Genomic DNA, 19,040 nt, shown 5'->3' with positions numbered 1-19,040 from the left:
CAACGATGGATTATCCCATCATTGTCTTTTTTACTTTGCTTCTTACATAAATCATCCCAGCAAATGTTAATAAAAATGCTGTCCCGATAATGAAGCTGATGCTAGGTGATGCTCCGATTGCGCCGACTGTAAAGGAGCCAGCAACAACTCCTAATGAGAAGAAGGCATAAAATAATCCGAATGCCTTTCCACGATTATCGTCTGTAGTATTTTCAACGAGTAAAGCGTTAATAGACGGAAAGAGGATTGCGAATCCAATTCCATAAATCATCATTACGATAAAGAGCATACCTTTTGTAGCAAATAATCCGAGTAAAGATAATGCGAATGCCATAACTGCAATTCCGATTAGCATTAGTTTCGAACGATTAAATCGATCGTAAATACGATTTGTTGGAAGCAAGAAGAAGAGGATAGCAGTTATACCGAATACACTTAACATCATGCCTGTTGTGGATGCTTTAAGCGCTAATGCCTCAACTTTTACTGGTAACATATAAGTGACAATTCCTTGTGAAAACATTAATGTGAAAGCACCAATATATGCTTGTAATAACGGTTCTGATTTTAAAAGTTCAACCATATCTTCTTTGTTCATCATTTGCGTTCTTGATGTATCTTTTCTTGATACGTTATTTGGTAAGAAGAATAAAGATACGATCGTACCAAGAGCCATTAAAATAGAAATAGTAATGAAGACCCACTCTACGCCAGCTGTTGCTTTCATAATACCGCTGAAAGCAGGTCCTACGATTGCGGCTGTTCCAACAGCAGCACCAGATAGAGCCATTGCTTTTCCTTGTCTTTTTGCATTTGTTTGTTTTGATAAAAATGTAAAGGCAGCAGGAATTAAAAAGCCATCACTAAATCCATGCATAAAGCGCACAACTAATAGTTGTTCACCACTTTGAACAACGGTGTATAACAAGACTATGAAACTCGTAATTCCCATGCTTATATAAAGGATTTTTTTTGCACCAAATTTATCGACAGCGGCTCCAGCAATAATATTACCGATCATATTAGCGAATGAGTACATACCGACAACTAGACCGATAATAAGAGGAGTTCCTCCAAGGCTTTGAGCGAAAGTACTCATAATAGGTAATTGTGAAAATGTATCTAAAAATGCCACGATAACGATAAAGTAAATAAAATATTTCAAGCGATATTCACCTCTCCTATGCTATTATGGCACAATGCTAATTTCACCTGCAATGAAATTGAATTAACAGATGTGGAAAAAAGTACAAAGTGACAAAATATTGAACGTTATTTGTAAAAAATTAGTGGGAACGTGATTGTTTTTTTGAAATATATGGATAGAAGTATTATAATAGAGTTGTAAACTTCACCAGGTTAAGTATATACATAGAGAGGGATGTATAAAATGAAAGCACTACTTTGGCATAATCAACGTGATGTACGAGTAGAAGAAGTACCAGAACCAACAGTAAAACCAGGAACAGTGAAAATCAAAGTTAAATGGTGTGGTATTTGTGGGACAGACTTGCATGAATATTTAGCAGGGCCTATTTTTATTCCAACAGAAGAACATCCATTAACACATGTGAAAGCACCTGTTATTTTAGGTCATGAGTTTAGTGGTGAGGTAATAGAGATTGGTGAAGGAGTTACATCTCATAAAGTGGGAGACCGCGTTGTTGTAGAGCCAATTTATTCTTGTGGTAAATGTGAAGCTTGTAAACATGGACATTATAATGTTTGTGAACAACTTGTTTTCCACGGTCTTGGCGGAGAAGGCGGCGGTTTCTCTGAATATACAGTAGTACCAGAAGATATGGTTCATCACATTCCAGATGAAATGACGTATGAACAAGGTGCGCTTGTAGAACCAGCAGCAGTAGCAGTTCATGCAGTACGTCAAAGTAAATTAAAAGAAGGGGAAGCTGTAGCGGTATTTGGTTGCGGTCCAATTGGACTTCTTGTTATCCAAGCAGCTAAAGCAGCAGGAGCAACTCCTGTTATTGCAGTTGAACTTTCTAAAGAACGTCAAGAGTTAGCGAAATTAGCAGGTGCGGATTATGTATTAAACCCAGCAACTCAAGATGTGTTAGCTGAAATTCGTAACTTAACAAATGGTTTAGGTGTAAATGTTAGCTTTGAAGTAACAGGTGTTGAAGTTGTACTACGCCAAGCGATTGAAAGTACAAGCTTCGAAGGACAAACTGTAATTGTTAGTGTATGGGAAAAAGACGCAACAATTACTCCAAATAACTTAGTATTAAAAGAAAAAGAAGTTATTGGTATTTTAGGATACCGTCACATCTTCCCAGCTGTTATTAAATTAATTAGCTCTGGACAAATTCAAGCAGAGAAATTAATTACGAAAAAAATTACAGTGGATCAAGTTGTTGAAGAAGGATTTGAAGCACTTGTAAAAGATAAAACCCAAGTGAAAATTCTTGTTTCACCTAAATAAGATAGAATCGAAAAAAGTAGCCCTTTTCTAGAAATAGAAGAGGGCTACTTTTTTTCTGTACAGAAAGGTGATAGACTTTCCTGTAACTAAAGGTATTTTGTTTGGAAGGGGAAGTCTAATGCTTTCATTTATATTGACATTGAAACGGATGCTAAAAGCTTGTTTGCGAGCATGGAAAGATAAAGAATTTCAAGTGTTATTCGTATTAACAATTTTGACATTAATATCTGGTACAATCTTTTATAGTACAGTGGAGGGGTTACGTCCTCTGGATGCTTTATATTTTAGCGTTGTGACGCTGACTACTGTCGGTGATGGGCAATTTAGTCCCCAAACTGACTTCGGAAAGATATTTACGATATTATACATATTTATAGGGATCGGATTAGTGTTTGGATTTATACATAAGTTGGCAGTTAATGTACAATTGCCAAGTATATTATCGAATAGAAAAAAAGAGTAAAGCATGTGGGTGCTTTACTCTTTTTTTACATTAGTTTAGACAAGCCTTAATAATAGTTTATTAAAATGAAAGTGTATTCATTCATTATATTCACTATGTATAAAGTTATAATGATATGAACATTTGCATATTTTAATTTAGTGATAGAAATTTCGTGAAAGGTGGGATATTCTAGTCATAGGTTAACCGGACGACATCATAGGATCCTAACAAAATGTTTACAATAATTCAATTATAAAATGGAGGATTTTATATGAAAAAGAAAGTACTTGCTTTAGCGGCAGCTATTACATTAGTTGCTCCATTACAAAGTGTTGCATTTGCTCATGAAAATGATGGGGGACAGAGATTTGGAGTTATTCCGCGCTGGTCTGCTGAAGATAAACATAAAGAAGGCGTGAATTCTCATTTATGGATTGTAAACCGTGCAATTGATATTATGTCTCGTAATACAACACTTGTAAAACAAGATCGAGTTGCACTATTAAATGAATGGCGTACTGAGTTAGAGAACGGTATTTATGCTGCTGACTATGAAAATCCTTATTATGATAATAGCACATTTGCTTCACATTTCTATGACCCTGACAATGGGAAAACTTATATTCCATATGCAAAGCAGGCAAAGGAAACTGGAGCTAAATATTTTAAATTAGCTGGTGAGTCTTACAAAAATAAAGATATGAAACAAGCATTCTTCTATTTAGGATTATCTCTTCATTATTTAGGGGATGTAAACCAACCAATGCATGCTGCAAACTTTACGAACCTTTCGTATCCACAAGGATTCCATTCTAAATATGAAAACTTTGTAGATACGATAAAAGATAATTATAAAGTAACGGATGGAAATGGGTATTGGAACTGGAAAGGTACGAATCCAGAAGATTGGATTCATGGAGCGGCAGTAGTTGCGAAACAAGATTACGCTGGCATTGTAAATGATAATACGAAAGATTGGTTCGTAAGAGCAGCTGTATCACAAGAATATGCAGATAAATGGCGCGCTGAAGTTACACCAATGACAGGTAAGCGTTTAATGGATGCACAACGTGTTACTGCTGGATACATTCAGCTTTGGTTTGATACGTACGGAAATCGTTAAGTATTTGAAAAAGGTCAAATCTCAGAATAGAGTATTTGGCCTTTTTATTACTATACAATACATGGAGGTATGAAACGTGAAAGGTAAATTGCTAAAAGGTGTACTTAGCTTAGGGGTTGGTTTAGGAGCTTTATATAGCGGAACTTCAGCTCAAGCAGAAGCATCTACAAATCAAAATGATACATTAAAAGTGATGACGCATAATGTATATATGCTATCAACAAACTTATATCCGAACTGGGGACAAACTGAGCGTGCTGATTTAATCGGGGCGGCAGATTATATAAAGAATCAAGATGTTGTTATATTAAATGAAGTGTTTGATAATAGTGCTTCAGATCGTTTATTAGGCAATTTGAAGAAAGAATATCCAAATCAAACAGCAGTATTAGGTCGTAGTAGTGAAAGCGAATGGGATAAAACGTTAGGAAACTATTCATCTTCAACTCCTGAAGATGGTGGCGTTGCGATTGTGAGCAAATGGCCAATCGCTGAAAAGATTCAATATGTATTTGCAAAAGGATGCGGGCCAGATAATTTATCGAATAAAGGATTTGTATACACGAAAATTAAGAAAAATGATCGTTTCGTTCACGTGATTGGGACGCATTTGCAGGCTGAAGATAGTATGTGCGGAAAAACTTCACCAGCATCTGTACGTACGAACCAATTAAAAGAAATTCAAGATTTTATTAAAAATAAAAATATACCAAATAATGAGTATGTGTTAATTGGTGGTGATATGAACGTAAATAAGATAAATGCAGAGAACAATAATGATTCAGAGTATGCATCTATGTTTAAAACATTGAACGCTTCTGTACCATCTTATACTGGACATACAGCGACTTGGGATGCAACGACAAACAGTATTGCAAAATATAATTTCCCTGATAGTCCTGCCGAATATTTAGATTATATTATTGCAAGCAAAGACCATGCGAACCCATCGTATATAGAGAATAAGGTGTTACAGCCGAAATCTCCACAATGGACTGTTACATCGTGGTTCCAAAAATATACGTATAATGATTACTCTGATCATTATCCAGTAGAGGCGACTATTTCTATGAAGTAGTTTCAAAAAGTTTCTTCGTAAAGAAGAAACTTTTTTTATTTGCAAACAGGAAAATCATACTTTCTTTCCAATATGTATAAGACATATTGAAAAGAGGAGAGAAAAATGTGGATCGAGGAATTTTTAAAGAAGTTCCATTACCTTGTGCATTTTTGGATGAAGTGGCTTTAGATAGAAATATTCAATCGATTATAGAGTTAAGTGGAAATAAGAAGATTCGTATAGCGAGTAAATCGTTACGTTCTGTTCCGATTATGCAAAAGATTTTAGCTGCAAATGATCGATTTCAAGGTATTATGTGCTTTTCACCTAGAGAGGTTTTATTTTTAATAGAACAAGGATTTAATGATTTATTGCTCGGATATCCTGCTTATGATGAAAGAGCTTTGTGTGAAATTAGTTTGCTAACAAAGAAAGGTTTCATTATAACTTGTATGGTGGATTGTGAAGAGCATATTGTGTATTTAGAAAAAATTGCTGAGAAATCTAGAGGATGTTTTCGTGTTTGTTTGGATATTGATATGAGTAGTCGTTTCTTTCAATTTCATTTTGGTGTACAAAGATCCCCAGTAAAAAATGTGCAGGATGCGTTGAAAGTAGTAGAAAAGGTGAGAAGGTCATCATATTTAATGTTAGATGGTGTGATGGGTTATGAAGCTCAAATTGCTGGGGTGGGAGACCATATACCGAATCAATGGCTGAAGAGTAAAGTGATTTCGTATTTAAAGCAGAAATCAGTGCTAGAAGTGAAAGAAAGAAGAGAATATATTGTAAAAGCAATACAAAAACTTGGTATTGAGCTAAGGTTTGTAAATGGAGGCGGAACAGGAAGCATAAAAACAACTGAGAAAGATAATTCAGTTTCAGAGATTACAATAGGTTCTGCTTTTTATTCTCCGAAGCTGTTTGATTATTATAAAGAGGTGAAATTTCATCCAGCGGTCGGATTTGCTTTACCAGTTGTGCGTAAACCAGTCCCGTTTATTTACACTTGCCTAGGTGGTGGATATATTGCTTCAGGAGCAGTTGGAAAAGATAAAGAGCCTGAAGTTTGGAGACCGAAGGGTGCAAAACTATTAGCTTTAGAAGGTGCTGGCGAGGTACAAACGCCAATTTTTTATAGCGGCGAGGAACGAGTGGATATAGGAGAGTCCATTTTGTTTCGTCATAGTAAGGCTGGTGAATTATGTGAGCGCTTTCCTTTTTTGTATCGTGTTAAAAAAGGAGAGATTGTTGGGGAGTATTCAACATATCGGGGGGATGGCCAATGCTTTCTATAAAGGGACAAAAGTGGAGGAATTGGACAGGGAATGTAGAAGGAACGCCGCATTATACGATGTATCCAGAAAGTATACAAGATGTAGTAGAAGTAGTGGGGCTTGCACGAAAAAAGGGGCGGAAAATTCGTGTTGTTGGTTCAGGACACTCGTTTACACCCCTTGTGCAAACCGAAGAAGTTTTAGTTTCTTTAGATGAATTGAAGGGCATTGTGAATATTGATGAAGAGAAGATGGTCGCTGAAGTGTGGGCAGGAACAAAGTTATATGATTTAGGGAAGTTACTTGAGGAAAAAGGTTATGCGCAAGAAAATTTAGGGGATATTGATTCACAATCTATTGCAGGAGCGATTAGTACGGGGACTCATGGAACGGGTATTACCTTTGGGAGTTTATCAACACAAGTTATAGAGATTACGGCCGTTTTATCTAATGGTGAGAGTATAGTTTGTTCGGAAGCTGAGAACGTAGAATATTGGAGAGCGTTTCAGTTGTCACTTGGAATGTTAGGTATCATTGTAAAGATAAAATTGAAGGTTATTCTAGCGTATTCACTCGTTTATGAAAGTGAAAAACAGTCATTATCTACTGTAATGAACAAACTAGAAGAGTATAAGAAGCATCGTCACTTTGAATTTTTCGTTTTTCCTTATTCTGATGAAGTACAAGTAAAACTTACGAACGAAACAACGAATACAGGCAGTGATTTGAAATGGCATAAACTAAAGGTGGAGTTACTTGAAAATAGGATGTTCTCTTTGCTATCTAAAGGGTGTAAATGGTTTCCTTCTATAAGTAAAGGAGTGAGTCGATTATCAGCTAAGGCTGTACCAAACACAAAAATAATTGGCCCGAGCTATGAAGTATTTGCTACATCACGTACGGTACCATTTTATGAAATGGAGTATAGCATTCCTTCAAAGTATATGAGGACTGTGGTAGAAGAAATCTCAAATCTTATTGAAAAGAAAAAGTATAAGGTGCACTTCCCGATCGAATGCCGCTATGTGAAGGGTGATGATATATGGCTTAGTCCAGCCTATGGAAGAGATTCAGCGTATATCGCTGTTCATATGTATAAAGGTATGAAATATGCTGCTTACTTTGGCGAAGTGGAAAAAATTTTTCTGAAGTATGAAGGGCGTCCGCATTGGGGGAAAATGCATACATTATCGTATGAGCAATTACAAGATATATATCCAGAGTTTCATTCGTTTTTACAGGCGAGGAAGTCTCTAGATGAACTTGGAATGTTTTTTAATCCTTATGCAGAAAAGTTATTTATCCCGCTATTTGCCGGGCAGTAAGACCCCCACTGATTAAAGTTTCAAATTATGTATATGAAAAAGCTGACAAATAATTATTTGTCAGCTTTTTTTAGCGTAATTGCATTTCTTGTATGACTAATATGTTCATAAAATAGTAGTTTATCACGGCTAAATACATGCAGTAAAACATGAATAATAAATAGGCCGTTAATGATAAATAGGAATAACAATGTAACGAGTAATACTAAAGGCTCTGTATGATTTAACATAGAGCTACTAGAAAGAATATAATTGATTCCGCCTAACGCAAAATAAAATATACCGTAGCGAATAAATAGTTCTTTTAATGTAATACGATCTGATTTTCCTTTCAGATGAATGCGGAGCAATGCTTTCCCAATTGTTTTTCCATTTGTAAAGTATGGAATAAGAATAAAATAAATAAGGATTGAACACGTAATGAAAATGAGTTCATACATATTCGTGTAAGATTGCATATTAGAAACGAAGAAAGAATTTCCTTTGTTTTTAACGACAGGTACGACGATAGATAAGAAAATCCAATCAATTTGCATCGCGATAAGGCGACGAATGAATCCGACTGGTTTCGTTTCCAAATCAATATGACTATCTAACTCATTTGTCTTCGGAAGGAAGTACGTAAATATTGGGGCAATGATAAAACCAATTACGCCACCTAATGTATTTAAAAACAAATCATCGATATCAAATAATCGGTATGCACAATTGTATATACCGTATAATCCAGTCACTTGTGTTAGCTCGAAAAATAGTGAAAGGAAAAAGGAAATGCAAATTGTTTGTAAGAAACTACGTCGGAAATAATAACGTAAGTAAATACCGAATGGAATAGTTAATAGAACATTAAATGCAACTTGTAAAAACGCAGACTCTTTTAATAAGTAGAAATAAGTAGCTGGTTTCGTTAAAACTGCCGATGTATGACTACTAATCTCTTGTATGAAATAAAATGGTGAGAGTTGCATGTGTTGTGTATTAGCTGGTTGTAGGCTACAAGTATCAAACGTTTGTGGTAACGGCAAAATAACAAGAAAATAGGCATTTAATAAGTAAAGTAATAATGAGTATAAAATAAATGAGCGCCATTTATTTAAATAACCGTATTTTCGATAATTAAATATTAAAAAAGGGATTAAAAGAAACATTGCTAAAAAGGGAAATAAAATAAATGCTGTTTTTACTGGAAATAAATATGCAGTCAAAGTAAAACTCCTTTCAATGAAAATTCGTTTATCATTATAGCGCCAAAAATATTTAAATACAAAGTTAAAATCTTTCGAAATAGAAATAATTACTGATTTTATAGGAATTAAGTTATAATAAATTTAATATGAGGATATTATGATTATATAAGTTGAGAGAGGGTACAAGAGATGCGATATGAACTTTTTTCTGTAAGTGGGGATCATATTACGACTTTTGAAAGTGCATGGCGTTTTCAGGAGGGAGAACAGATTTTTGTTCATGATGATCAAACAAAAAGAAACTTTATTATTATTCGTCTGACGCATGATGTATTTCAACAAAATAAACATGTTATTCGTTTGTATTGTCAAGAGAAGAAAGTGTATGCATAAGAGAAGCCCTCTTACAGTATGAAAAGTAAGAGGGGCCTTATCTCGTTATTTGTGAACAGCCCGATTGATGAGAGCTGATTAAAGTTCCACTTTATCATTTTTCCCCTCGTAAGGAATAAAAAGAGAAGGGTTAATGTACATAGCTAGCATTTGATTTGGAAGAAAGGATATAGCCTTGTATTTTGTGTTTCAAAGTTACATTTCTTTCTCTTTGAGAAAGCCATGTATGGTAATCTTGTTGTGTTTTCCATAACATACGAATCATATATTCTGCCTTATCATTTGTAGGATGAACATGTGAAAACTCTATGTTAATACAACCGTTCGTTCCGGGAGAAGGATAATATTGTTTAAGCCCATAAAGAAGCTCACTTTCATATCCGTACTTAATATGAATGAGTTTAGTAACAATAAACATATAAACACCTCTTTTACGATAATAGTAGGAAAGATAGCTTTACTATAATAGTGAACTTAAATGATATCATACTATTCAGAAAATTCAAAGTAAATGATAGATTTTAACTTAATACAGGTATAAAAAAGCGAGTCATCTAGTGTAATAGAATGACTCGCTTTCAATTTGTAAGTTTCATTTTATAAGAAAATAAGAGTAAGTACACCTACGATAATACAATAGAAAGAGAAATATTTTAAATTTCCTTTTGCCATAATGTTCATAAACCATTTTAGTGAAATATACGTCATGATAAATGTTGCGATGAATGCAACAACATATGGCACGAATAATGTGTCTAGATTTGGATCATTTGCAATGTCTGTAATGCTTAACAATAAGCCACCTAAGCTAACAGGAATGTATAGTAAGAATGAAAAGCGAAGAGCTGTTTCTTGCTTCATACCAAGTAACATTGCTGCTACGATTGTGGCACCAGATCGGCTTATTCCGGGAATCAGTGCGCAAGCTTGTGCTAATCCGACGATGATTGCATCTTTCATAGAAAGGTCGCCATCATTTTTACGACCGCGTAAATTTCTAATAATCCAAAGGCCGACAGCAGTAATAAGAAGGGAAATCCCAACCATCTTCACACCTTTTAAGTACTGATCGATGTAATCTTTAAATAAAACACCAATAACACCTGCTGGAATGGTTGCAATAACAAGATAAATAATAAAGAAGAAATCTGATTTTGCGTCTTCTGCTCTTGTAAATATATAAGAGAGACCATTCTTCGTTAGACGAATTAAATCATTTCTATAAATAAGTAATACAGCTAATAATGAAGCTGAATTAACAAGTAGTTCGAAGCTAAACCCTTCTATTTTTAGTCCTAGCAAATGTTGTGCTAAAACGAGATGACCACTTGAAGAAATTGGAATTGGTTCTGTTAGTCCTTGGAACAGACCGAGAATTAAATATTTTAAAACGTAGTAAAATTGTTCCATAATAACCTCCTTGTTTATTAGTTGAAAGAAACAACTTTTCCATTATAACAAAGATATGGATGAATATTGAAAAGAAATAAATATTCGAAATAAAATAAAAATCCCTTATAGCAGTATAAGGGATTTTTATTTTTAATTAAGAATTTACTGTTCCTTGAAGACTTTTAGACAATTGAACATCGACTTTTTCAGCATCATGAATATGATTCATAATAGTAGTATTTAATTTTTGGAACATTTGTTGTGTGTTAGCGAATTCTCGTAATATGTCATCATTACAAGATTTTTGGTTTTCAATAGCCTTAATAACATTTGTAGCACCATTTTGTAACGTTTGAATCATAACTAAAATATTTTCAATTCTAGCGTTTGTATCGGCGCTCATTTCTACACCTTCATCGACTAAATGTAAATTATCTTTTGTGTTATCGTATGCTTTTTCAATTTCTTCTTGAATTTTTTTCGTTAAGTTGCCTATGTTTTTTGTACTTTCTGCTGTACTTTCTGCTAGTTTTCTTACTTCATTGGCAACGACAGCGAATCCTTTACCGTGTTCTCCAGCACGTGCGGCTTCAATACTCGCATTTAAAGCAAGTAAATTTGTTTGTGCTGCAATGTTTTGAATGACTTCTACAATTTGCTCGATTTCCTTTGAGCGTTCGCTTAGATGATTCATACTATTAGACGTGCGTTGGGATTGTTCACCTAATTTATTAATTACAATAAGTAAGCGGTGAACGGATTCTTTTCCTTCATTAGAGCAGTCAATAATTTCTGCAATAGACTGAATTAAGCTTTGTTCCTTTTGTAACATTTCATTATTTAACTCATTGGAATGTGTCGTACGTGTTGAAACATTTTCGAAACATGAACTTAATTGTTGAACTAAATTTTGGAGTGTATTGTGTTGGTTATTTACAAGTTGGTGCTCTTGGACAACGCTTTGTACACGATCGTGGATAGTAGAAATAGTCTCTTGTTTTTCAATATCTTTTTGTTTTAATTCTGCTTCTAATTCTTGTATACGCTCTTCTAATTGAGCAATTGTATGTTGGAGTGATTTCTTTTGAGTAAACATGTATTTATTTCAACCGCCTTCGAAAGTTATATTTTCTCTATATTTGGATTTTAGCATCTTTTGTATTTTTTAAATATAGGAATTGTTAAATATTTAAGAATCTATTACATTTTATTCATAATTCTCTTTTTTTTGTCACGAAAAATAAACTGTATTTAATCGTTTTGTAAACAAACTGTAAAATAAATCATGTATAACTGTATAAGAAGGGAGTCGGATTATGAACTATTTTAAGCGAATCAGTAGTCTAGTATTAGCAGGAATTATCGGTCTTTCTAGTACAGTCGCTGTAAAAGCAGAGTCAAACGACGAGAAACTTAACAACATGCAACAGCAATTGCAACAAAACGATGCAGAAATGCAAAAGAAAGAGCAAGAGAAGCAAGCTGTTAGTAAAGAAATTAAAGGTATCGAAAACGAACTACATAATTTAAATAATACAATTGCAAAAAATAAAGAGGATCAAGCTGCTATTCAACGTAAAATCGATGAAACACATAAGCAGATTGAACAAAAAAAGGAAGAAATTGTCGTTTTAGAGGATAAAGTCCTTGCTCGTAAAGATATTATGAGAAAACGTATGGTTTCTGTTCAAAACAGCTCAAATACAAGTTTAGTAGTAGAAGTTGTAGTAGAGTCAAAAAACTTTGCAGACTTCTTACAACGTATGAACGCAGTTTCTACTATTCTAGAAGCTGATAAAGAAATTTTACGTCTACAAGAACAAGATCTTCGTCAAATTGAAGAAGATAAGAAAACAATTGACGAAAAAGAAGCATCTTTAGTAGTAGATAAACAAAAATTAGCAAAAGCACAAGCTGAACTGCAAGATAACTTGAAAAAACGTCAAGATAACTTACAAACAGTTCAAGCTAAATATAATGAGGTTGCAAGTCAACTTAATTTAGCAGCGGAAGAAAAAGCTAAAATTGAATCAAATATGAAGGCAGTACAAGAAACAATTGCTCGTGAACAAGAAGCAGCAAGAATTGCGGCGGAAGAGCGTGCAAAAGCAGAAGCGGCTGCAAAAGCAGAGCAAGAAGCTTTAGCGAAAGCACAAGCAGAAATTGCTGAAAAGCAAAAGCAAGAAAAAGCTAGTAAACCGGCTGAACCAGTTGCTAATAATAATTCGAAGGTAGAACCTGCAAAACCTGCACAACCTGAACCGTCTTCTAAGCCAACTGCTGGCGGGAAAGAACTTTATGTACATGCAACAGCTTATACAGCAGATCCAGGTGAAAATGGCTATGCACCAGGTCAACAAGTATATTCTGCATGGGGAGGCTATAATCTAACTGCAAACCCAGGAATGAAATTGATTGCGGTGGATCCATCTGTTATCCCATTAGGTTCTCGTGTATATGTTGAAGGATACGGAGAAGCAATTGCAGCAGATACTGGTGGCGCGATTAAAGGTCACAAAATTGATGTTTTAATGCCAGATAAAGCTTCGTCTAGTAAGTGGGGCAGAAAAAATGTTAAGCTTACAATTTTAAACTAAAACGTAATCCAACTTTACAATACGTAAAGTTGGATTTTTTTGTAAGAATAATGTTAAGTCGAGTTTACATTTTGTTAAGGATAGCATACAATAATGGTGAGAGGTGGTAAATTTGACCATTTTAAACAGAGTAAAAGAATTAAGAGCTCGTTTTAACTTTACACAAAGCGTATTAGCAGAAAAGGTTGGAGTAACGAGACAAACAATTGCAGCAATTGAAAAAGGGGATTACGTTCCTTCGTTGTTATTAGCACTTACGATTTGTGATGTGTTTCAGTTAAAGATGGAAGATGTGTTTGTTTTAAATAAGGAGGGGGAAGAGGATGAATAGAATTGTTTTTTCTTATATCATAAACGTGCTTTATACTGCTTTAGCATGCTGGACATTTGTTGAATTTTATAGTGTCATTACAGAGTTAGCAGATATAATTAAAAACGAGAAATTCCCATTTGAAGTATGGTTTAATGGAGTACCATTCATTTTATTATTTATTGGAGCAATTATAGTTACAATTTTTTATAGAATTCAAAAGAAAAAATATAAGAATTTATCTTTTTGGATGTATCCATTATTATTTCCACTAGAAGATGAACGTGAAAAAGCGATTACGGATAAAGCTTGCCGAACAACATTTGTATCGTTATGGTTTGTGTTACCTTGTGCAGTTGGATTTTTAACTTTTTCGCCTATTATTAATGAATATCTTCCTGGATACCCATTATATATTATATTTTCGATTTTCTTTATTCAAATGACAGTATTTCACGTATCACTATACAGAAATAAATTAGCTTAAAAAGAAACCTTCTTGCACCGGCAAGAAGGTTTCTTTTTAAGCTAATACTTGTACATATGGCGATATTATTTTATCATTTTATATAGAGTAAGATTTTGTAAGGGAAAGGAATTGTATATGAATAAGCAAAGAATTTATAGTATAGTAGCAATCCTTCTATTTGTTGTAGGTGGCGTGTTAATTGGAAAGCCATTTTATGATGGATATCAGGCTGAAAAGAAACAGACTGAAAATGTGCAGGCTGTTCAAAAGATGGATTATGAAAAGCATGAGACGGAATTTGTAGATGCTTCCAAAATTAATCAACCAGACTTGGCGGAAGTAGCGAATGCATCATTAGATAAGAAACAAGTAATCGGTCGTATTTCGATTCCAAGTGTTTCAGTAGAACTGCCTGTTTTGAAAGCTTCTACTGAAAAAAACTTATTATCAGGTGCAGCGACAGTAAAAGAGAATCAAGTTATGGGAAAAGGAAATTACGCACTAGCAGGACATAACATGTCTAAAAAAGGTGTTTTATTTAGTGATATAGCTTCTTTGAAAAGAGGCGATAAAATTTATTTGTATGACAATGAAAATGAATATGAGTATGCGGTTACTGGTGTATCTGAAGTAACTCCTGATAAGTGGGAAGTTGTAGAGGATCATGGGAAAGATGAGATAACGCTTATTACATGTGTATCTGTAAAGGATAATTCTAAGCGTTATGTTGTTGCTGGTGATTTAGTAGGAACGAAGGCGAAGAAGTAAAAAAGAAGGTGAACTCTTTAAAGAGTTCACCTTCTTTTTTACTAATGTTGAGAAATAATAGAATATTTTGATTGGTATTTAAGTATTCTTCTATTTATGTATAATAAAGTTAGAATTCTATATTTTGGGAGGAACAAGAGTGAGACAACAGGTGAAGAAACTTCTTTTAACAACGAGTATAGCGTTATTGGTAGCCCCAATTTCAGCTTATGCGCATCCAGGGCGTACAGATGCTAATGGCGGACATACGTGTCGTACAAATTGTGAGAAATGGGGATTACAGTACGGGGAATATCATTATCACAATAAACCAGCTTCTAGTAGTGGTGCAACGAGCCCAGCTCCTAGCCAGAATAATAATAGTGCTGTAGAAGCTGAGAGACAAGCAGAAGCCCAGCACAATACTGAGGTTGAAAAACAACGTGCTGCAGAAGCACAGCGTAAAGCTGAAGAAGAGAGACAACGTGTAGCCGAGGAACAAAGAAAAGCTGAAGAGGCACGTAAACAAGAGGAAGCGCAGCGCCAAGCTGATATTGAAAAAGGTCAACTTGAAGGTCAAAAGAATGGAGAAACTGATTTTAAAGCAGGAAAAAATGATGCAGAAGTGCATGTAGCTGGAAAATCTGATGCATATAAACAAGCGTTTAAAGCGACTTATGCAGCCGCATGGTCTTTAGAAGAGCAGAAGAAAACGCATTTTGAAAAAGGAAAAGAACAAGGTTTAGCGCAAGAGACGATGGACGATAGTCAAGTTGCTCCAGAGTTTAAGGTAAACTTTGCAGACGGGTTCAAAGTAGGGAATAAAGAAAGAGTAGAAAAAATTGAAAAAGAGCAAGCTGAATTAGGGGAAAAGACAGGGAAAGAATTAGCTGAAAAGAATCCTGGAAATAGAGAGAAAGAAGTATACGTGAAGGCATATGAAATAGCGTATGAAAAAGGCTATAAATCTACAAAAAAGGCAGTAGAAAAAGCTGGCTATAAGTATGCATTTGAAAACTATGATTTAAAAGTTCCTGCTAAGTATGAAAGAAATGAATTGTTAAAGAAATGGTTTACTGAAGGATTTAAATCGAATAAAAAAGCAGCGGAAATTCGAGAAGAAGGGTATAAAAAGGGAGACAGCTGGTTCTCATTCTTCTATAAGAGTTTCGTACCAAGTGAATATAAAGAACATAAAGAGCTGTACGAACAAGCAATCGAAAAAGGTAAAACAGCATAAAAAAAGATGAGGAGAAATTCCTCATCTTTTTTAATCCATCCATTTCACTAATTTCTTAGAAATTAATAATAAAACACAACCTAATACAATTGCCACAGCGCCAATAACTGTGAATACTTCAGCGTATCCAAGTGAAGTTGTGAAGCTTGCAAGTTGTCCGCCTAAAATGTTGGCGATACCTGAACTTGCTAGCCATACACCCATTAGTAAAGATGCTAATTTTACCGGAGCAAGCGCACTAACCATTGATAGTCCGACAGGTGATAAGAATAGCTCACCTAACGTATGGAAAAGATACGTAAAGACGATAAATAGTAAGTTTGCTTTTTCTGTAATGTTATGTTCATCACTACCTGTTTTTAATGTAGCGATAACGAGAATGATATAACCGATACCGAGCAAGATCATCCCAAGTCCCATTTTAGTTGGGATTTTTAAATCACCGCGCTTGCGAGTTGCAAGTTTTGCCCATAATGCAGAAATGACTGGAGCAAGCAAAATAATAAATAATGGATTGACCGATTGGAACCAAGATGTTGGAACTTCCCATCCGAACACAGAGCGGTCTACAAATTTGTTTGTATATAATGTTAATGAGCTACCAGCTTGTTCAAAGCCAGCCCAGAAGAAGACAACGAAGCATGTTAAAATGACGATAACTGCGGTACGTTGTTTTTCTTTTTTTGTTAATGGTGTATCTCCTACTGATGGTTGTCCAGCAGCTGTTTGTAAATCGCGAGTTGGTTTTTTACCGATATTACCAAGGAAGCGATTTGATAGTGTTGTAAATAAAATTTGTCCAATAATCATTCCGATTGAAGCGGCTAAGAAACCGTAACGGAATCCGTAATGTACAACGCCATCAACTGTTGTTTTGAATAAATTTTCTGATAAAAATCCGCAAACGAGTGGAGCTAAAAATGACCCGACGTTAATACCCATATAGAAAATGGTAAATGCACTATCACGTTTTGGATCGTTCTCTTCGTATAATTCCCCAACCAGTGTAGAGATGTTCGGTTTGAAGAATCCGTTACCGATAATAATAAGCGCTAATCCGAGGTATAGGCCTAATTGGTTTTGCAAGGCAAATAGTGTAAGGTTACCGATTGCCATTGTTATACCACCAATTGTGATCGCTTTTCGTCTACCTAGAAAACGATCTGTTAAGTATCCACCAATCATTGGTGTGAAATAACAGGCTCCAGTGTAAAATCCGTAAATAGAGAGTGCCCATGCGGGACTAAACCCAAGACCACCGCTTACTAAAGCTGTCGTTAAATATAATGTTAATAATCCTCGTAATCCATAGTAACTAAATCTTTCCCACATTTCTGTAAAGAAGAGTAAGTATAAACCTGGAGGATGTTTCTTTTTTCTTTGTTGTTCTCTTTCTAGTTGTATCGCTGATTCCATGTTATTTTCCTCCTGACACAAACAAAAACAAAGTTAATAATTTTGTACATTTAATATTTTACCTTATTAACTATTATAAGTCAATAAAGGTTGATTTTTCAGAAGAAATTGGAAAAAGGGAATAGCTATAGAAGGGGTGTTTCTTTTGTGATAGACTATGGACTATGTTTTCTTTGTAAGGAAGCGGGTTATTTTACTTTTTTTATATGTGGAATTGATTTCATAAGAGATGAAATTAAAGAAGGAGAAAGAAATGAAATTGTTACAGAAAAAAGAAATTTTACTTATTAGTCTTATGTTATTTTCGATGTTCTTTGGAGCAGGGAATCTTATATTCCCACCTTTTCTTGGATATGAAGCAGGAGAACATGTGTGGATTTCATTAGTAGGATTTATTATATCAGCAACAGGTCTTCCTATATTAGGTGTTATCTCTATTGCAAAAGCAGGAAGTTTTCAAACGTTAGCGTGTAGAGTTCATTCTTCATTTGCAATTATTTTTCCATGTATCGTGTATGTATTTATTGGACCTGGGCTTGGTATACCACGTGCGGGAAGTTTAGCCTTTGAAATGGGGCCAGGTCAGTTATTCCCTGAAGCAGGAAGCGGAGTATTATTGTTTTATACAGTTATTTTCTTTAGTATTGTTTACTGGTTAAGTTTATCACCATCTAAACTAATGGGGTTGTTTGGAAAAGTCTTGACGCCGTTATTATTATGTATGATTGCACTTATTTTTATAAAGAGTATGTTTACAACAGTAGGAGATATGAAAGAACCAATAGGGAACTATGGCCAAGCTCCTATGTTTCAAGGGTTTTTAGATGGATATTTAACAATGGATGCGTTAGCTGCTTTAATCTTTGGAATTGTTATTGCAAATGCATTACGTGCAAAGGGTATTGAAGATGATAAAGGTTTGGCGAAATATATGAGTATTGCTGGAATTGGGGCAGGACTATTATTATCTATTATTTATGTCATCCTTGGATATGTGGGGGCAATTAGTGGCTCATTAGGAACATTTGATAACGGTGCGAAAGTGTTAGCACAAGTTATGATTACATTATTTGGACAGGGCGGAGTCGTTTTATTAGGTCTTATTTTTACTATCGCTTGTTTATGTGTTTCAATTGGACTTGTTACGTCTTGTAGTCAATTTTTTGCGATTGCATTTCCGAAAGTATCTTATAAAGTGTGGGCATTTATAGTAAGCGTTGTTAGTATGATCTTAGCTAATTTAGGATTAACGCAAATTTTAAAAGTATCAGTACCAATTCTTGGATTTATTTATCCAATTGCATTAACGCTTATTATTCTAGGGTTATTCCATAAGTATATTGAGAGGTATGCATACGTATATGCAGTAACTGTTTGGGTTGTAGCGATATTTAGTGCAATTGATATTTTAAATAAAAATGTAATGATGAATCAGTGGACGTCAGTATTAAAATACATTCCATTTTATACAGAAGGTGTTGGGTGGATAGTTCCAGCTATTATAGGCGTGTGTGTTGGTGTCATCGTTAGCATTGTTCTAAATAAGAATAAATGAGTAAAAAGGTGTTTTCCTATTTTGGGAAGGCATCTTTCTTTTTTTGGAAAAAATACTATTG

Annotated in this window: 18 protein-coding genes and 1 pseudogene; 13 read left to right on the top strand and 6 right to left on the bottom strand. The window is 34.6% G+C overall.

Annotated features, from left to right (window positions below):
* Nucleotides 1-10: 10 nt before the first annotated feature.
* Nucleotides 11-1,165 (bottom strand): MFS transporter, encoded by a 1,155-nt coding sequence (locus AC1Q8M_RS25215; RefSeq protein WP_000873271.1) that lies wholly within the window; start codon nucleotides 1,163-1,165, stop codon nucleotides 11-13.
* Nucleotides 1,166-1,390: 225 nt separating this feature from the next.
* Between AC1Q8M_RS25215 and bdhA the strand changes: the two genes are divergently transcribed.
* From bdhA to AC1Q8M_RS25185, 6 genes are all read left to right on the top strand, one after another.
* The gene (gene bdhA, locus AC1Q8M_RS25210) at nucleotides 1,391-2,443 is read left to right on the top strand and encodes a (R,R)-butanediol dehydrogenase (protein WP_000645827.1); all 1,053 of its coding nucleotides are present in this window, start codon (nucleotides 1,391-1,393) and stop codon (nucleotides 2,441-2,443) included.
* Nucleotides 2,444-2,561: 118 nt separating this feature from the next.
* Nucleotides 2,562-2,906 carry a potassium channel family protein gene (locus AC1Q8M_RS25205; RefSeq protein WP_000948035.1) on the top strand — a complete coding sequence of 115 codons (345 nt, stop codon included), beginning with the start codon at nucleotides 2,562-2,564 and terminating at the stop codon, nucleotides 2,904-2,906.
* Nucleotides 2,907-3,159: 253 nt separating this feature from the next.
* Complete coding sequence (gene cerA, locus AC1Q8M_RS25200; protein WP_000730997.1) at nucleotides 3,160-4,011, top strand: phospholipase CerA; 852 nt, start codon at nucleotides 3,160-3,162, stop codon at nucleotides 4,009-4,011.
* 76 nt (nucleotides 4,012-4,087) lie between these two features.
* Nucleotides 4,088-5,089, top strand: coding sequence for a sphingomyelinase C (sph, locus tag AC1Q8M_RS25195; RefSeq protein ID WP_098365811.1), 1,002 nt, complete (start codon nucleotides 4,088-4,090; stop codon nucleotides 5,087-5,089).
* A gap of 107 nt (nucleotides 5,090-5,196) precedes the next feature.
* The gene (locus AC1Q8M_RS25190) at nucleotides 5,197-6,369 is read left to right on the top strand and encodes an amino acid deaminase/aldolase (protein ID WP_000373758.1); all 1,173 of its coding nucleotides are present in this window, start codon (nucleotides 5,197-5,199) and stop codon (nucleotides 6,367-6,369) included.
* On the top strand, nucleotides 6,357-7,673 hold the full coding sequence (locus tag AC1Q8M_RS25185; RefSeq protein WP_098365813.1) for a D-arabinono-1,4-lactone oxidase: 1,317 nt from the start codon (nucleotides 6,357-6,359) through the stop codon (nucleotides 7,671-7,673). Before AC1Q8M_RS25190 ends, AC1Q8M_RS25185 begins: the two co-directional genes overlap by 13 nt.
* A 53-nt stretch (nucleotides 7,674-7,726) precedes the next feature.
* Here AC1Q8M_RS25185 and AC1Q8M_RS25180 read toward each other — a convergent pair whose 3' ends face one another.
* Entirely contained in the window at nucleotides 7,727-8,878 is a 1,152-nt protein-coding gene (locus AC1Q8M_RS25180) for a VanZ family protein (RefSeq protein WP_000128016.1), read from the bottom strand.
* 171 nt (nucleotides 8,879-9,049) lie between these two features.
* Between AC1Q8M_RS25180 and AC1Q8M_RS25175 the strand changes: the two genes are divergently transcribed.
* Nucleotides 9,050-9,253 carry a hypothetical protein gene (locus tag AC1Q8M_RS25175; RefSeq protein ID WP_001268332.1) on the top strand — a complete coding sequence of 68 codons (204 nt, stop codon included), beginning with the start codon at nucleotides 9,050-9,052 and terminating at the stop codon, nucleotides 9,251-9,253.
* 130 nt (nucleotides 9,254-9,383) lie between these two features.
* Here AC1Q8M_RS25175 and AC1Q8M_RS25170 read toward each other — a convergent pair whose 3' ends face one another.
* The 3 genes and pseudogenes from AC1Q8M_RS25170 to AC1Q8M_RS25160 all read right to left on the bottom strand — a co-directional run.
* The gene (locus AC1Q8M_RS25170) at nucleotides 9,384-9,671 is read right to left on the bottom strand and encodes an antibiotic biosynthesis monooxygenase (protein ID WP_000471253.1); all 288 of its coding nucleotides are present in this window, start codon (nucleotides 9,669-9,671) and stop codon (nucleotides 9,384-9,386) included.
* Between the two features lie 179 nt (nucleotides 9,672-9,850).
* On the bottom strand, nucleotides 9,851-10,663 hold the full coding sequence (locus AC1Q8M_RS25165; protein WP_000434794.1) for an undecaprenyl-diphosphate phosphatase: 813 nt from the start codon (nucleotides 10,661-10,663) through the stop codon (nucleotides 9,851-9,853).
* A 136-nt stretch (nucleotides 10,664-10,799) separates the two neighbouring features.
* Nucleotides 10,800-11,330, bottom strand: a pseudogene (locus tag AC1Q8M_RS25160) (methyl-accepting chemotaxis protein); the annotation flags it as partial.
* Nucleotides 11,331-11,961: 631 nt separating this feature from the next.
* On the opposite strand from AC1Q8M_RS25160, the gene AC1Q8M_RS25155 reads away from it, so the two are divergent.
* The 5 genes from AC1Q8M_RS25155 to AC1Q8M_RS25135 all read left to right on the top strand — a co-directional run bounded on the left by AC1Q8M_RS25155 (nucleotide 11,962) and on the right by AC1Q8M_RS25135 (nucleotide 16,008).
* Entirely contained in the window at nucleotides 11,962-13,242 is a 1,281-nt protein-coding gene (locus AC1Q8M_RS25155) for a 3D domain-containing protein (protein ID WP_001105810.1), read from the top strand.
* Nucleotides 13,243-13,354: 112 nt separating this feature from the next.
* The gene (locus tag AC1Q8M_RS25150) at nucleotides 13,355-13,573 is read left to right on the top strand and encodes a helix-turn-helix transcriptional regulator (protein WP_000154019.1); all 219 of its coding nucleotides are present in this window, start codon (nucleotides 13,355-13,357) and stop codon (nucleotides 13,571-13,573) included.
* Nucleotides 13,566-14,039: a DUF2178 domain-containing protein gene (locus AC1Q8M_RS25145; protein ID WP_001080041.1), complete on the top strand. Its 474-nt coding sequence runs from the start codon at nucleotides 13,566-13,568 to the stop codon at nucleotides 14,037-14,039. The genes AC1Q8M_RS25150 and AC1Q8M_RS25145 overlap by 8 nt, the downstream gene beginning before the upstream one ends.
* A 117-nt stretch (nucleotides 14,040-14,156) precedes the next feature.
* Nucleotides 14,157-14,789 (top strand): class A sortase, encoded by a 633-nt coding sequence (locus AC1Q8M_RS25140; RefSeq protein WP_001041728.1) that lies wholly within the window; start codon nucleotides 14,157-14,159, stop codon nucleotides 14,787-14,789.
* 139 nt (nucleotides 14,790-14,928) lie between these two features.
* Nucleotides 14,929-16,008, top strand: coding sequence for a YHYH domain-containing protein (locus AC1Q8M_RS25135; RefSeq protein ID WP_001249804.1), 1,080 nt, complete (start codon nucleotides 14,929-14,931; stop codon nucleotides 16,006-16,008).
* A gap of 30 nt (nucleotides 16,009-16,038) precedes the next feature.
* On the opposite strand, the gene AC1Q8M_RS25130 is transcribed toward AC1Q8M_RS25135, so the two are convergent.
* On the bottom strand, nucleotides 16,039-17,424 hold the full coding sequence (locus AC1Q8M_RS25130; RefSeq protein ID WP_000443144.1) for a peptide MFS transporter: 1,386 nt from the start codon (nucleotides 17,422-17,424) through the stop codon (nucleotides 16,039-16,041).
* 253 nt (nucleotides 17,425-17,677) lie between these two features.
* Between AC1Q8M_RS25130 and brnQ1 the strand changes: the two genes are divergently transcribed.
* A complete protein-coding gene (gene brnQ1, locus AC1Q8M_RS25125; RefSeq protein ID WP_025118275.1) occupies nucleotides 17,678-18,979 on the top strand; it encodes a branched-chain amino acid transport system II carrier protein BrnQ1 in 1,302 nt (433 codons plus the stop codon).
* Nucleotides 18,980-19,040: the final 61 nt, after the last annotated feature.

The sequence above is a fragment of the Bacillus sp. GW823-FHT06A10 genome, assembly GCF_058795375.1.
The sequence above is the reverse complement of the archived record's forward strand: the minus strand, read 5'-3'. Positions and strand labels throughout refer to the sequence as shown.

What these genes read in the sequence shown, in the direction of transcription:
- bdhA (WP_000645827.1), top strand. Translation starts at nt 1,391, where the DNA reads ATGAAAGCACTACTTTGGCATAATCAACGTGATGTACGAGTAGAAGAA.
- AC1Q8M_RS25205 (WP_000948035.1), top strand. Translation starts at nt 2,562, where the DNA reads ATGCTTTCATTTATATTGACATTGAAACGGATGCTAAAAGCTTGTTTG.
- cerA (WP_000730997.1), top strand. Translation starts at nt 3,160, where the DNA reads ATGAAAAAGAAAGTACTTGCTTTAGCGGCAGCTATTACATTAGTTGCT.
- AC1Q8M_RS25185 (WP_098365813.1), top strand. Translation starts at nt 6,357, where the DNA reads ATGCTTTCTATAAAGGGACAAAAGTGGAGGAATTGGACAGGGAATGTA.
- AC1Q8M_RS25175 (WP_001268332.1), top strand. Translation starts at nt 9,050, where the DNA reads ATGCGATATGAACTTTTTTCTGTAAGTGGGGATCATATTACGACTTTT.
- AC1Q8M_RS25170 (WP_000471253.1), bottom strand. Translation starts at nt 9,671, where the DNA reads ATGTTTATTGTTACTAAACTCATTCATATTAAGTACGGATATGAAAGT.
- AC1Q8M_RS25165 (WP_000434794.1), bottom strand. Translation starts at nt 10,663, where the DNA reads ATGGAACAATTTTACTACGTTTTAAAATATTTAATTCTCGGTCTGTTC.
- AC1Q8M_RS25155 (WP_001105810.1), top strand. Translation starts at nt 11,962, where the DNA reads ATGAACTATTTTAAGCGAATCAGTAGTCTAGTATTAGCAGGAATTATC.
- AC1Q8M_RS25145 (WP_001080041.1), top strand. Translation starts at nt 13,566, where the DNA reads ATGAATAGAATTGTTTTTTCTTATATCATAAACGTGCTTTATACTGCT.
- AC1Q8M_RS25140 (WP_001041728.1), top strand. Translation starts at nt 14,157, where the DNA reads ATGAATAAGCAAAGAATTTATAGTATAGTAGCAATCCTTCTATTTGTT.
- AC1Q8M_RS25130 (WP_000443144.1), bottom strand. Translation starts at nt 17,424, where the DNA reads ATGGAATCAGCGATACAACTAGAAAGAGAACAACAAAGAAAAAAGAAA.
- brnQ1 (WP_025118275.1), top strand. Translation starts at nt 17,678, where the DNA reads ATGAAATTGTTACAGAAAAAAGAAATTTTACTTATTAGTCTTATGTTA.